9 protein-coding genes are annotated in these 14,873 nt (G+C 42.8%); 4 read left to right on the top strand and 5 right to left on the bottom strand.

Annotated elements, in window-relative coordinates; translation table 11 throughout:
• Positions 1-545: 545 nt before the first annotated feature.
• The gene (locus tag B3J29_RS12080) at positions 546-785 is read left to right on the top strand and encodes a DUF2171 domain-containing protein (protein WP_004781996.1); all 240 of its coding nucleotides are present in this window, start codon (positions 546-548) and stop codon (positions 783-785) included.
• 307 nt (positions 786-1,092) lie between these two features.
• On the opposite strand, the gene pta is transcribed toward B3J29_RS12080, so the two are convergent.
• The 3 genes from pta to B3J29_RS12095 all read right to left on the bottom strand — a co-directional run bounded on the left by pta (position 1,093) and on the right by B3J29_RS12095 (position 6,180).
• Complete coding sequence (gene pta / locus B3J29_RS12085; RefSeq protein WP_261635029.1) at positions 1,093-3,231, bottom strand: phosphate acetyltransferase; 2,139 nt, start codon at positions 3,229-3,231, stop codon at positions 1,093-1,095.
• Positions 3,232-3,285: 54 nt separating this feature from the next.
• Entirely contained in the window at positions 3,286-4,509 is a 1,224-nt protein-coding gene (locus tag B3J29_RS12090; RefSeq protein ID WP_005232206.1) for an acetate/propionate family kinase, read from the bottom strand.
• Positions 4,510-4,914: 405 nt separating this feature from the next.
• The gene (locus tag B3J29_RS12095) at positions 4,915-6,180 is read right to left on the bottom strand and encodes a glutamate-5-semialdehyde dehydrogenase (protein ID WP_005232205.1); all 1,266 of its coding nucleotides are present in this window, start codon (positions 6,178-6,180) and stop codon (positions 4,915-4,917) included.
• 324 nt (positions 6,181-6,504) lie between these two features.
• Here B3J29_RS12095 and B3J29_RS12100 point away from each other — a divergent pair, with 324 nt between their 5' ends.
• Positions 6,505-7,842, top strand: coding sequence for an alpha/beta fold hydrolase (locus B3J29_RS12100; protein WP_005232203.1), 1,338 nt, complete (start codon positions 6,505-6,507; stop codon positions 7,840-7,842).
• Between the two features lie 29 nt (positions 7,843-7,871).
• Here B3J29_RS12100 and B3J29_RS12105 read toward each other — a convergent pair whose 3' ends face one another.
• Both B3J29_RS12105 and nagZ read right to left on the bottom strand, forming a co-directional pair.
• Positions 7,872-8,735 (bottom strand): class I SAM-dependent methyltransferase, encoded by an 864-nt coding sequence (locus tag B3J29_RS12105; RefSeq protein WP_005232201.1) that lies wholly within the window; start codon positions 8,733-8,735, stop codon positions 7,872-7,874.
• Positions 8,736-8,858: 123 nt separating this feature from the next.
• Positions 8,859-9,881 (bottom strand): beta-N-acetylhexosaminidase, encoded by a 1,023-nt coding sequence (gene nagZ, locus B3J29_RS12110; protein ID WP_005232199.1) that lies wholly within the window; start codon positions 9,879-9,881, stop codon positions 8,859-8,861.
• Positions 9,882-10,080: 199 nt separating this feature from the next.
• Between nagZ and B3J29_RS12115 the strand changes: the two genes are divergently transcribed.
• Both B3J29_RS12115 and B3J29_RS12120 read left to right on the top strand, forming a co-directional pair.
• Positions 10,081-12,270 carry a carboxy terminal-processing peptidase gene (locus B3J29_RS12115; RefSeq protein ID WP_005232197.1) on the top strand — a complete coding sequence of 730 codons (2,190 nt, stop codon included), beginning with the start codon at positions 10,081-10,083 and terminating at the stop codon, positions 12,268-12,270.
• A 427-nt stretch (positions 12,271-12,697) separates the two neighbouring features.
• Positions 12,698-14,755, top strand: coding sequence for a bifunctional diguanylate cyclase/phosphodiesterase (locus tag B3J29_RS12120; RefSeq protein ID WP_005232194.1), 2,058 nt, complete (start codon positions 12,698-12,700; stop codon positions 14,753-14,755).
• The last annotated feature ends 118 nt before the right edge of the window (positions 14,756-14,873 follow it).

The following is a 14,873-nucleotide window of genomic DNA, read 5'->3' on the forward strand; positions in this document are numbered from 1 at the left end:
TTTCAGCTTAAAGTTTATTTGAATATAATTAAATTTATTATAAATATATGATTTTTATTAATTAATTAAAATTATGGAAATTTCATCATTGTCATATAACTGTCATAAAACTTTTACATAATGCGCTTATCAAATGAATGATGAGTTTTCTTTATGACCCTGACTAGTGTATTGATGGTAATTGCTTTTAGTCTTTATATCGCTGCTACTTGGTTCTACGGCCAGAAAGAAGATCAAGCTTAAGCTTTATCTTCTTTTTTACATTTTAAGAGCTAAAAAATTAGCCTATCTTCAAATCTTCAAATCTTCAAATCTTCAAATCTTCAAATCTTCAAATCTTCAAATCTTCAAATCTTCAAATTACCTTAATAAAAAAAACAATATTTCAATCATCTTGGTCTTGCCACAACATGCCTGTGACACAGTTATTTTTCTTCATTACATTATTAACCTAGAAAAACCCAAAGCCTGAAAACCCTTACACACAGCCAATTTTTTAGGGCTTAAACTGAGGTCTCTCAACTTCTATAAATAGGGCAATTGGAATGAGTAACTTTAATACAAATGACATCAAAGAACATGCTTCAGTAATTGCTTCAGATGGTACTCAAGTTGGTAAAGTGGATCATTTAGAAGGTCAGGACAAGATTAAATTGACAAGAAGTGATGACGAGAATAATGAGCATCATCTGATTCCGATTAGCTGGGTAAGCGAAGTGAAAGATGACAGCGTGATCTTGAATAAAACAGCAGAAGATGTGCACAAAGAATGGACCACGGTATAAGTATGATCGTTGCCTGACTTATTCTGGTTTGGCTTAAATACTCAAACTGGATGTAAGTTTAAAATAGGCAAATCTGATCTGTTAAAGTGGTAAATGCCAGCCCGATCGGCTGGCATTTCTTTTGTGTCATCAATATTTTTATTTTAATTTTATTTACTCATAGAGCAGATTACGAACTTGCATAATTTTTTGAGCTAGACAATCTGTAGATTATAGCTCCTTCAATGATTATTGAGAAAGTTTGTTAAATAGATCACTAAAAAACCACCCGATCTTTTGACCGGATGGTTGTGAGTGTTAAAGAAAATTAATTAGCTTGCTGATCTGCCTGAATCGCAGTTAAAGCAATGGTAAACACAATGTCATCGACCAGCGCACCACGTGACAGGTCATTCACCGGCTTGTTCAAACCCTGTAGCATCGGACCGACACTTACGACATTTGCCGCACGTTGTACTGCTTTATAAGTGGTGTTACCGGTATTTAGGTCAGGGAAGATAAACACATTGGCACGACCAGCCACTTGTGAGTCAGGTGCTTTCTGACGGCCCACACTTTCAACTGAAGCGGCATCGTATTGCAGTGGACCATCAATCAACAGATCAGGACGACGCTGTTTAGCAATCTCAGTCGCTTTCGCGACTTTTTCTACGTCTGCACCTGTGCCTGAAGTCCCGGTAGAGTAAGAAATCATAGCAATACGTGGATCAATGCCAAAGGCTTTTGCAGAGTCAGCAGACTGAATTGCAATTTCAGCCAGTTGTTCGGCATCCGGATCTGGATTAATCGCACAGTCACCATAGACATAGACTTCATCTGGCAGCAGCATAAAGAATACAGAAGAGACTAATGAATATTCAGGTGCTGTCTTGATCAACTGGAAAGCAGGACGAACGGTATTTGCTGTGGTATGTACTGCACCAGAAACCAGACCATCCACCTGATCAAGTGCCAGCATCATAGTACCGAGTACGACAGTATCCTGTAGCTGTTCACGTGCCTGCAATTCGTTGATTTTGCCTTTACGCAGTTCAACCATTTTTTCGACATAATTCTCGCGAATCAGGTCGGGATCAATAATTTCAAGATCGTGCGGTAAGTCAATATTACGTGCTTTGGCAACTTCAACCACTTCTTCCGGTTTTGCCAGCAAGATACAGTGCGCAATCCCGCGAGATTGACAGATCGCAGCCGCCTGAATGGTACGTGGCTCATCACCTTCCGGAAGCACAATACGTTTTTTCGCAGTAATCGACTTTTGTACTAGCTCATGACGGAATGCAGAAGGAGACAGACGTGGCTTGTAAGAACCATTAATTAGCTGTGCAATCCATTCTTCATTTAAATGACTGGACACAAAACGAGTGACCTGTTCAGCACGTTCAGTATCATCACATGGAATTTCATTGCTTAAATTGGCTAGACTTTGGGCAGTTTCAAAAGTGCTGAGTGGCGTATGCAGAATAGGCAGACCATGTTTAATCGCTGTCTGGCAGAACTCCAATACAGTCGAATTTGGCTCATAATGTTCAGTCAGCACCAAACCTGCCAATGGAATGCCATTGCTGCTCGCCAGGCTACTTGCCAGCAAGACATCAATCCGGTCTGATGCACTGATAATCAGTTCGCCAGCCACGAATTTATGTAATTCATGTTCAATATTGGACGCAATTAAACTGCTGTGTAAAACACGGCGCTGCTTTGCTTCACCCAGATTGACCCAGTCTGCTGAAATATGTGCTGCTAGGTCAGAAATACGTGGCACACTTAAAGTATTGCTGAATGGAACCAGACCAATGACTGGAAGCTTTTCAGAACCAATATGGGCATGGGTTTTCTGAATAGCTGCTATAAATTTGTTGGTATCACTGATCAGGCGTAAACCGGGATCAATAGTCACCGGGATCTGTGCAGAATCTTCTGGTAAGCCTTTGGTGCGCATAAACAATACGCCAGCCATACGGGTAGAAGAGGAACCACCTAAATAACGTAATTGGCTTTCAATTTTTTCAGCTGCCACTTCAGGCTGGTTGATATCAGCATTGCTGACAATGATGACTTTGGCATCTAGTGCCTGCGCCAAGGCTGCATTAAAGCTTGGCGCAAAGGTATCGCGGCTATTTGGTACCAAACCTTCAACAATAATCAGGTCGTGATTTTTGGCAATCTCACGATGCAGGCGTACTGCATCTTCAAGCAATTCATCTGTTTCACCCAGATTAAAGCGTTGAATCAGGCTTTCATAAGCAATCGGTTCAACAGTTTCACTTTGGGATAAATGACGATAGAGTGCTGTAGTGCGATCTGTTTCCTGGCTTTTTTCCTGTGAAAAAGGTTTCACAAAACCTGCTTTTACCCCTTGGCATTCTAAAGCATATACCAAACCTAAACAGGCTGAAGTTAAGCCGACGCCTTCCCCGGTCGGCACCAATAAAATCGTTTTCATAAGTAATATCAGTCGCGCAATAATAGAAATTAGGTAAAAGGGAACCGGGCTTGCTTATGCAAGCGCAGCTTCAGGTTCAGACTTTTTTGCAGTAGCTTGCTCCACTTCATGCTCTACCACATAATGAGTTTCTTTTGCGATTCGGCCTTCTTCATCAGTCGGAACTACCCAGATTTGTGGGCCTGTACCGTTATCGATCCGGCCTTCAGTGCCGCGCTTCAAACTGCTATTAGCGTCTTTATCCAGGTTGAAACCGAAATGTGGTAAATAAACCATGGTTTTTTCACGAATATACGCCGAGTTTTCACCAATACCACCGGTAAAAAACAGACCATCAATACGTGGCAGACCACAGCTTAAAGCAGCTAAAGATTTCGCCAGACGGTAGCAGAATACTTCAATCGCAAGAGTCGCATCTTCATTGCCTTGTTCTGAGGCTTCAATCAAAGTACGCATGTCATTAGACAGATTGTCAGATAAACCAAGCAAGCCACTTTCTTTGTTGAGCATCTTGTCAATTTTATATACATCCCAGCCTAAGTTTGCAGCCAGGAAGCTATGCAAACTTGGATCGACATCGCCACTACGGGTACCCATCACCACACCTTCAAGTGGCGTCAGACCCATTGATGTATCTACACTTTGGCCATTCCATACGGCACAGGTCGAACTACCATTACCGAGATGCGCTGTTAACCAGCCACCTTGTTTGAAGCTGCCCGCAAGTTCAGAACCGCGATCTGATACATAAGCATGGCTGGTACCATGGAAACCATAACGACGTACGCCATATTCGGTATAAAGGAATTTAGGCAGGGCATAACGGTAAGCATGTGCCGGCATGGTTTGATGGAAAGCTGTGTCGAATACTGCGACTTGTGGCAAATCTGGGAATAAACGTTTAGTCGCTTCGATTCCGATCAGGTGAGCCGGATTGTGTAAAGGCGCAAGTGGAGTTGCTTCGCGAATTTTTTCAATAATCTCGTCAGTAATCAGTTCTGCCTTGGTCAGGCTGCCGCCATGTACCACACGGTGACCAATGGCATCCGGCTTGTAATTCGCTAGACGCTCTAAACCTACTTCTAGCGCTTTCTTATGATCTGCAAAAGGAATATGAATATCGACGGGTTCATTACCGACAGTCACACCTTTAATACGGGCATTTTCTGTGCCTAAGTTCTCAGCTAAGCCGTGAATACGGAAATTCTGTTCTTCAAGCAATAGGGCAAACTTGATTGAAGAAGAGCCACAATTAATAACTAATACTGATTTAGACACGATTGTTTACCCGATTCTAATTAAAATTCTCATCCATTTCGTTGACCTGTCTGCTGGCAAAAGCGACACAAGATAGGTCTGTGATCATGTTTTAACATGGGTTTTTTTACTGTCCTAGATAGACTTTAGCCGATTAGACTTAAGCATTATCGACCATAGCGACAATAATAATTAAAATTTATCAGTTCATAGTTTTCATTTATAAATAAAATACTGTTAAAAAATGATCTATCAAACTGTAGCTTATATTTCTTAAAAATAATGTTTATTTATTCTATCTTTTAGGTATGGATATGAAGAAATTATATGCAATTTTATAAAGGTTGCATATTTACTTGAACATGTCTTTTATCAACTCAATGCATAAAAATCAGCCTTGCGAACAAGGCCGATTTTATTATCTATTTACTGACGAATCTGACCATCACCGAAGACTACCCATTTCTGGGAAGTCAGGCCTTCTAAGCCAACCGGGCCACGGGCATGAATTTTATCTGTCGAAATGCCGATTTCCGCACCCAAACCATATTCAAAACCATCAGCAAAACGGGTAGAAGCATTGATCATGACTGAACTCGAATCTACACCAGCTAAAAATTCGCGAGCGATGCTGTAATTTTCCGTAATAATTGAATCGGTATGATGCGAGCCATATTTATTGATATGTTCAATAGCTTCCTCAACACCTGATACGATTTTAACTGCCAGAATCGGACCTAGATATTCGGTGTACCAGTCTTCCTCTGTTGCTGCGACTACCTGATTGCCCAAGATACGCTGGGTTTCACGACAACCACGAAGCTCTACCTGTTTTTCCTGATACAGCTCAGCAATTCGAGGCAAGAAGTCTTCTGCAACTTTCTCATCAACCAGCAAAGTTTCCATGGCATTACATACGCCATAACGATGGGTTTTGGCATTTAAAGCAATGGGCAGTGCTTTGAGCAGATCAGCCTGTGCTTCAACATAAACATGACAATTCCCGTCCAGATGTTTAATCACAGGCACACGTGCCTCTTCAGTAATGCGCTCAATTAAGCCTTTGCCACCACGCGGTACAATCACATCGACAAATTCAGTCAGGGTAATCAGCTGGCCAACCGCAGCACGGTCAGTTGTATTAATCACCTGAACTGACGCTTCAGGCAAACCTGCTACTTTCAAGCCATGCTGGATGGCAGTTGCAATGGCCTGGTTAGATTCCAAAGCTTCTGAACCGCCACGCAGAATAATCGCATTTCCGGATTTCAATGCCAGTGAAGCAGCTTCCAGAGTTACATTGGGACGTGATTCATAAATCATGCCCACTACGCCTAAAGGCACACGCATCTTGCCAAGCTGAATGCCTGTAGGACGGTAAGCCATATCGGTAATTTCACCAATTGGATCTTTCAGGCTGATCACATCTTTCAGGCCCTGTAACATACCTTTAAAGCGTGCGGGGTTGAGTTCTAAGCGATCAAGCAGGGCACTGTCCAGATTGTTCTGGTGAGCTTTATTCATATCAATCTGGTTGGCAGCCAGAATAGCGGCCTGACTGTTTTCTAAAGCGGTATAAATTGCTGACAATGCGCTGTTTTTAGTTTGGGTAGACGCACGAGCCAAAATGCGAGAAGCCTGGCGTGCCTGCTGTCCTACCGTTTGCATGTATTGTTCAATAGACTCTTGCATAGCGGTTCAATCACTTAGAAATTTCACTTTGATATTAACAGTCTGATGCCGGACAATGAAGCCCATCACTTAAAAATCATAAGCTTTTCACTGTTTCTAAACATTTTGAAATTGTTTTATCTTTAAAAGCAGATAAGTGGTTGTCGAATCAGTTGCTTGTGAAAAGCCGCTCTGTATAGAATGAAATGTAGCGACATAGATGTCATTGATATAATTACTACAGCGCAGGATGCGTGTTCAGGATAATCGGAATAATCCTGAAGCATAAGATCTGTAAATAATGACTTGCACAATAAAAATAAGGCAAGGACGGAGGAAAGGAATATGAATTCCATTATCCAGATGGATGCCCAGGCATTGGACCAACATAGCCATTATGGTTTTTTTGATCTTTATGATAAGCACAGTTTCAAGCAACCAGCACGTACGACATGGATCGATGGCTGGAAAATCGAGTATATGGCCATTGCGCGTTCTGATACTTTGCATATGCGCCCAATGGTGATTATTGGGGGAGCTTTTCAGAACTTTAATTCTTACAAATATTGTGTAGAACAGTTATTTGATGCGGGACCTATTATTTTAATTGATTTACCTTCCATGGGGGCCAACCAGCAAATTACTAACGTTGATACCGGCTTATCTGCAGGAACACTTGAACTCGAAGATCTGGCCGCGATGCTAGGCCAATGGCTGGATCAGATGCAATTGCCTAAGGTGGCTATTCTGGGAATGTCTCTGGGTTCAGTGGTGGCTTCCTGTCTGGCGGATCAGCGCCCTGAACTGGTAGACCGTATGATTTTAATGGGTGTGATGCAAAAGACCCGTAAAAGCTGGCGCATGCTGCTGGAAGAATCTCTGCATTTAATGAAAGAACAGCGCATGGATGAATTCGGCCAAGCGGTGATTCTGTATCTGGTCAATCATGCACGTTTAAAAGAAACCCGTATGTCGCCAACAGCAAAACGGTTGTTCTTTAAGCAGATGTCCGAGTTTACTGCCACTGAGCAGGACCGCTATGATATCAACTGTAACCGTCTTTTAAGACTGACCAATGTACCGATTCCTCAATGCAAAGTTTTGGTGGCTTGTGGGCAATATGACAGCTTTACCTTGCCACATGAGAATGCCAATTTTGCCCTGCAATGTCCAAACATGCAGTATGTGCAGATTGCTTCTGCAGATCATGTGCCTCAGTTACAGCGCCGTAAAGAAACCATGCATTTGTTTGCAACTTTCTTGCGTGATGAACCGGTTGATCAGCTCGAAGGTATTATCCCGTTCACCCGTGAACAGATGCAGCAGATCGAACGGCGCGGTGAAGAGCGGATTACGGTTCAGGATCCACAGCGTTATTTAAGTCATCGTCATTCTGATCTGGTACTCAAGGCAGAAATTATTGATATGAATTTCTTTGGGGTATTGCTGGAATTGGAACCTGGATTAACCGATCTGGCAGCCGCATATCCACGTGATCTGGCTTTGTATCTGGAAGATGAAGAAGGCGAATTCAAGATCGAATGTTTGATCTTCGAACATGATGATACTCAGTTACGTGCTTTGTTCAAGCATGGCAGTTTTGATGTGGCAGAGCGTTTACTACGCTTTGTCCAGAAAGAGAAAGCCCTTCAACAGGCTGAAGTATTCGATGCAGTCATCTAAACAATAGAATTCATAAAAAAACAGCGTAATTAAACGCTGTTTTTTTTCACTGCATGAATCATCCAGACCAAATCGCCTAGATGTTCATCCTGTTCATAATGAGGATTCTGCTGTCGAGGCTCTGCAAAATAACGTTTTGGTTGTTCGACCTCCACCTGCATAAACCCAGCTTGCTGAAAAAACTGCTGTAGTTCTTGAGGTGATTTAAAATGAAAGGTAAACGCACTGCGTGACATGAATTTCAGCAGACGGCTGCAGGCCCAGATAAAGCTCGCCAGTTTATTTTTGACCGGTTCAGGATAAATATCACTGAGATAATGCACTTCACTAAAGTCTTGACCATATTCGGTAATGCCTTTGAGTAAAGTAAACAGCATTTTTTGATCAAAGTAATTGATCAGGCCTTCACTAATAATAACGAGAGGTTGCTGCGGGTCAAAGACTTTAAAAATATTCGCCAGTTCTGCACTAAAAATATCGGCACTCAATACTTCCGGGGCATCCTGATCAATCTGCTGCAAAGCATTGGTTTTGATCCTAGCCATATCGGGCAGATCCAGCTCCCGATAATTAATCCCGGGAAATTTCTGTCTAAAATTCCAGCTGCGTGGGGATAAGCCACTGGCAATTTCCAGTACCTGTAATTGAGGATATTCACTAATTAACTGACCTAGGTGTTCGTCAATCATTTGATGACGCTGTTTCAGGGTGGTGCGCATACTGCCGCCTACATGACGTTCAGCCCATGACTCCAGTGGATGAACCAGTTTGGCAAGGAATTTACCTTTAGAGGTAGCAAATACCGGATGTGAAATCCCCATTTTGTACCAGATATAGCCAGTATAGTGTGCAGTAAAAGAAATATGGCGATGTTGTGAAAGAGATTCTGTCATGTCGTCCTGACCTTATTGTTGTTTTAATTCAATGCTGCTCATTAATATAGCAGTCTTTTCAACATGATAATAAAAAAGGAACACCTTGTCGTGTTCCTTTGTCGTATTCAGATCATTAAAAAATTACAGAACCTGATCTTTAAACTGGCTGATTTCATCACGGATCTGGCGCCATTCATCTCCAAGATCCAGTTCAGTGCCGATCCGAATCTCTGGAATTTTTCCGCGCATGCGTTCCAGGCGGTGCTGATTGGGCAATAGCAGATCCTGAATGCCCTCAAGTGCAATACACTGTGCTGCGCGATCATTACAGACCAATCCCATATCACAACCTGCTTTTAATGCCGCCTGAATCCGGGCATCAGCACCGCCAGCCACACAGGCAGCCTGCATGCTTAAATCATCCGAGAACAGTACGCCGTCGAAGCCAAGTTCTTGACGTAACACTTTCTGAATCCAGAATTCTGAGAAACCGGCTGGATTTGGATCAACCTGACTATAGATAACATGGGCAGGCATAAGCGCATCGAGTTGTGATTGTAACTGGATAAAAGTCTGCATATCCTTTTGCTGGATTTCTTCATAGCTGCGCATATCAATGGCAGCGGCCACATGCGAATCGGCCTTAACCGAACCATGTCCCGGGAAATGTTTGCCAGTCGAAGCCATACCAGCACGTTTCATACCTTTCAGGAAAGCACCAGCCAGTGGAATAATATCCTGAATATTTTTAGCAAAGCTACGGTCGCCAATCACATCACTAATATAATTCAGATCCAGCACAGGCGCAAAACTAAAGTCAATTCCGACAGCCAGTACTTCGGTGGCCATTAACCAGCCACATTTCTCGGCCAGTTCCAGTGCTTTTTCACGATCAGTCTGGTAAAGCTCACCAAATTTACCCGTAGCAGGCAGCAGGGTAAAGCCCTGTTTCAGGCGCTGTACACGGCCACCTTCCTGATCCACTGCAATCAGAATATCTGGACGAACCTGGCGCATATGATCAGTCAAGGCACGGACTTGGGCAGGAGATTCAATATTGCGACCGAATAAAATCACACCACCGACTTGTGGTGCACCCAAGAGTTCAATATCTTCTTGAGTAAGGGTAGTGCCTGCGATGTCGAGCATCAATGCGCCAATCATATGCGGAATCCATTTTAGAATTTTCGGGGAAAACAATACCTGAATTCTGCAATGATTTGCTACACTTTGTCAGCACAGAATATGATAAAACTACACGACATAAACATATTAAGTTGTTTAAGATGCTGAATACTTTAAGTTCTGCTCGAAAAGCAACACGGTCAAATTGGTCTTGAGGCCAAGGAAGTACGAATTATTTATGAAATTTCAAACAATAGCTTGTGCAGTTGCGATTGCGACAGGCGGATTATTTTTTACCCATGTGGTGAATGATGCAATTGCAGCTGATGGTAAAGAAGTAGTCAGCAAAGCAGTGCTTCAACCTTCTCAAGAACAGGCATTGGTATCCCGACAACTGGCAACTCTCGTTGATCGCCAACATTATTTGAATATGCGTCTGGATGCTCAGACTTCACAGCGTATCTTTGATTTTTATATTGACAGTCTGGATGCAGATCACAGTCTTTTTCTGGCATCTGAAATAGAAGATTATAAAAAACGCTATGGCGCTACTTTCGGTGCCAATCTGAAAGCTGGTAATTTGTCTGGCCCTTATGAAATTCATGCACAGTATCGTGAGCGTTTAGCCCAGTTCTATACCTTTATGCTGGAAGAACTGAAAAAACCGCAAAACCTGAATCAGAAGAATGTATATATCGAAACGGATCGCGAAAAAGCGCCATTCTTTAAAACTCAGGCTGAACAACGTGCTCACTGGTCAAAAATGCTGCTTTCTCAGCTGATTAACCTGACGATCAGTAAGGAAGAAGAGCAAGCTAAGCAGAATGCACTCAAAGCCAATCCAGAACTGGCAAATGGCCAGGATCTGACTGGGCCGGAAGATTTAACACCTGCTCAAACTCTGACTAAGCGTTATACCCGTCAGTTAGAACGTCTTAGCCGGATCAAGAGCGATGATGTACTGGACAAAACCCTCAACGCGATGATGCTGACTTATGATCCGCACAGTAATTATTTCCCGCCTGTAGATGCGATGGAGCTGAACCGTCAGACTACATTGCAGCTGGAAGGGATTGGGGTGTCGATTCGTCCGGAACGTGGTAATGAAGATTACACCAAGATTGAAACCATTGTAGAAGGTGGGCCTGCCAGCAAATCAGGACAGGTAAAATCAGGTGACCGTATTGTTGGCGTTGCTCAAGACGGCGAACAGATGGTCGATGTAATCGGCTGGCCGAGCAATGAAATTGTTGGCCTGATTCGTGGTAAGCGCGGCACCAAAGTAACGCTGAAGTTATTAGGCCCGGGTGCGACCATGGGACAGGCGCGTAATGTCAGTCTTGTACGTGATGTGATTCAGGAAGAAGATGCCGGGGTTAGAACCCGTACCGTTGAAATCCAGCGTGATGGTAAAAAATATCAGTACGGTGTGATTGAAATTCCATCTTTCTATCTGAACTATCGTGCCCGTCGTGCGGGTACCGACTATCGTTCAGTATCAGAAGATACCAATAAAGCTTTGAAAGAACTGGCTGCGAAGAATGTTGCCGGTATTATTGTGGACTTACGCAATAACCCGGGTGGTTCACTTGAAGAAGTGGCACGCATGCTGGGACAGGTCATCAAATCGGGTCCTGTAGTTCAGATTCGTGATGGTAACGGTAATGTCAGCGTCTTTGAAGATGATGATGGCGGCGCACAAACCTATGCTGGCCCATTGGCAGTAATGGTGAACCTGGCTTCTGCATCTGCAAGTGAAATTTATTCAGCAGCAATTCAGGATTATGAACGCGGCATCGTGATTGGTAGTACCACAACAGGTAAAGGAACTGCACAGGTTCAGCTGGATAGTTTGGCGCATGGTCAAGCAACGCTGACTCAGCGTAAATTCTACCGTGTGACCGGTGGTAGTACCCAAAATAAGGGCGTGATTCCGGATATCAAACTGGTCGATATCTATAACGAAGAATTTGGTGAACGTAAGGCTAAAAATGCCCTAGAGTGGGATACGATTCCAACTGCACCATTTAAACGTGAAGGTGTGGTACAGAAATATGTACCGGAACTGGCCAAGTTATCTCAACAGCGTGTCGCTCAGAACCCTCAATTCAAGTATCTGGAACAGCGTACAGCGGCCATGAAAAAAGTCGAAGACCAAAAACGTGTAGTTCTGGATCTGGAACAGCGTAAAGCTGAGTTGCTGGATATCGAGCGTAAAGCTTTAGAAGCTGAAAATGCCCGCCGTGCTGCAACCGGCCTGAAACCTTATCCGAACTGGGAAAGTTATCAGGCTTCTCTGGATGCCATGGTTGAAGCTCGAGCAAAAATGAAAGCCAAAGAGCGTCCAGCATTACCGGAAGAAGAAGCTTTTGTACTGGAAGCCGCGCATGTCTTGGCTGACTATGCTCAAGCACAGTCTAAACAGTAACTTTCACATAAAATAATATGATTTCTAAAAACAGCCTATCTCGATAGGCTGTTTTTTTGTGCAAATAAAATGCAATATCAATTAAATATAAAGTGCTATGTAACTAAATAAAAAAGAAAAATTTGTGATTTATGTCGAATAAAAAAGCTGGAATATTAAAGTTAATCAATTGATAAAATCTCAAAGACTTCTAATATATAAGCTGAATTTTTTATTTTATCGATTCAGGGCAATTTTAAACTCCACTCCAGCTACTGAAGAGATAAAAATATTGCAATAAATTTTGTATATAGCTTCAAGTTTGAAGCAGCCGGGATGAACTCTGAAAAGAGTATTTTATTTTTTATAGGGCGTAAATTTAGCGGGGAATCGTGCGAATACAGCTGCGCAATAAAATAAAAATGATCGCCCAGATGGAACATTTTATATGATTCATGCTCATCATGATGTCAGTCTGCTTATTGGATCGATGGCTGTGGCATTTATTGCCTGCTATTTGACGCTTACGCTTGAGCAGATTCTATTTCGTAATGTGTCGCTAAGGTTGAAAACCCTTATTTTACTGTTTAGCGGTGGCTTGCTGGGACTGGCGATCTGGGGAATGCATTATGTCGGCATGACGGCAGCTCATTTTCCTGATGCTTATGATATCGATACTGCACTCACCTTAAGTTCTTATATGATTGGGTTTGTAGGAGCAACCTTTGCCATCTGGCTCACCACCCGTAAAACCTTGCCTTGTGCCCGTCTGATTCTAGGTGCTGTTCTGATGGGGCTAGGCATGTCAGGAATGTACTATGTGGGGATGCTGGGCCTGAATGTTAAAAATCATGTGACTACCTATCACCCTTTATTAATGATCTGTTCGATCCTGATTGCAACGAGTGGAGCGGGACTCAGCTTCTGGGTGGCATTCAAATATCGACAGGCAGTACAAAGTACGATCCGGATGAAGCTCGTGGTCGCGAGTATGCTTACGTTGACCATTGTCGGGATGCATTATACGGGTATGGCGGCACTCAGTTTTTATGAAGATGCCCATCCATTGAGCCAGATCAGTCATTCCCATTATGACTTGTTATTTTCAGTCATACTGATTAGTTGTCTGGTACTGGTGACTGCATTTGGTGTAGCCATGCTGGAGTTACGCTTTGAATCACGTAACCGTCAGCTGATGCTGGCCAATAAAGAGCTGGCGAATCAGGCGATTCAGGATAATCTCACCAAACTGCCAAACCGATTATATCTGGTCAAATATGCACAATTGCTATTTTCTGACCGGCAGCAAGATGCCCAGCATGAAATCGCTTTTCTATACATTGACCTAGATCGCTTTAAAGCCGTGAATGATGTATTTGGCCATCACGTTGGAGACCAGCTACTGATTCAGCTGGCTTATCGTATTCATCAAATTCTGGGAGATGATTCCAAACTGCTGTGCATCGGTGGTGATGAATTTCTGCTGGTGCTAGAAAATACTTCAGTAGAACAGGCCTCGAAAATATCAGAAAAGATTCTGGAACTGATTCAGGAAAGTTTCCAGATCAGTGGCAAGACCATTAATATCTCGGGCAGTATCGGGATCACCATGTATCCGAAGCATGGTCAGAATCTGCAGGATCTGCTGATCAATGCAGATGCCGCCATGTTGACTTCCAAGTATCAGGGACGGAATACCTATTCTGTTTTTAATTTCTCGACCGATCAGCATGAAAGCAAAAGCCAGAGCAAACTGATCAATGATCTGTATAAAGCAGTAGAAGAGCAGCAATTTATCTTGGTTTATCAGCCAAAATTTACCCATGATGAGCAGATCTGTGGTGTAGAAGCGCTAATCCGCTGGAAGCACCCATTGCATGGTTTGTTGGGTCCGAACATGTTTATTCCCGGAGCAGAAAAAACCGGTCTGATTATTCCGATGGGCTACTGGGCTTTGGAGCAGGCCTGTAAACAGATTCAGCTTTGGGAAGCTGATCATGCTGATTTTTTCCCGATCGGAGTCAATTTATCTGCAATTCAGTTTGAGCATAAGCATCTGATCAGTACGCTGGAGCAACTTCTGAATCAATATAAAATTGATCCTCAACATTTGATGATTGAGATTACTGAATCGACTGCCATGCATCATATTGATTCGAGTATCCGGACTTTGCAGCAGTTGCGTCAAATGGGCATCCAGCTAGCGATTGATGATTTTGGTACTGGGCATTCCAGCTTTCTGTATTTAAAAAACCTGCCTGTCGATGAGTTAAAAGTTGACAAGGAATTTATTCAGGGTCTGAGTGCAGGTTCCAAGGAAGAAATGATTCTGGAAAGTATTATTCAGCTGGCCATTAAACTCGGCCTGAAAGTAAAGGCTGAAGGAATTGAAACTGTGCAGCAAGCGGAAATTTTGACCCGTTTGGGCTGTCAGCAGATGCAGGGCTATCTGCTGGGTAAACCGATGGATGTTGAGCAACTTGAAGCTAGGACCTTTGTTTCTTAAATTCATTAAATCACTATTTAGAATTTTTTTTTATTAAACTAATCAATTGTAAATTATAAAATTTATGTGGTTATCGATTTATAATTTTTAGATTGAGTAGTGAATTCAATCTGCTAAA

Origin of the sequence: Acinetobacter sp. UBA5984, from assembly GCF_002429925.1 — a bacterium.
Classification (GTDB): Bacteria; Pseudomonadota; Gammaproteobacteria; order Pseudomonadales; family Moraxellaceae; genus Acinetobacter; species Acinetobacter variabilis.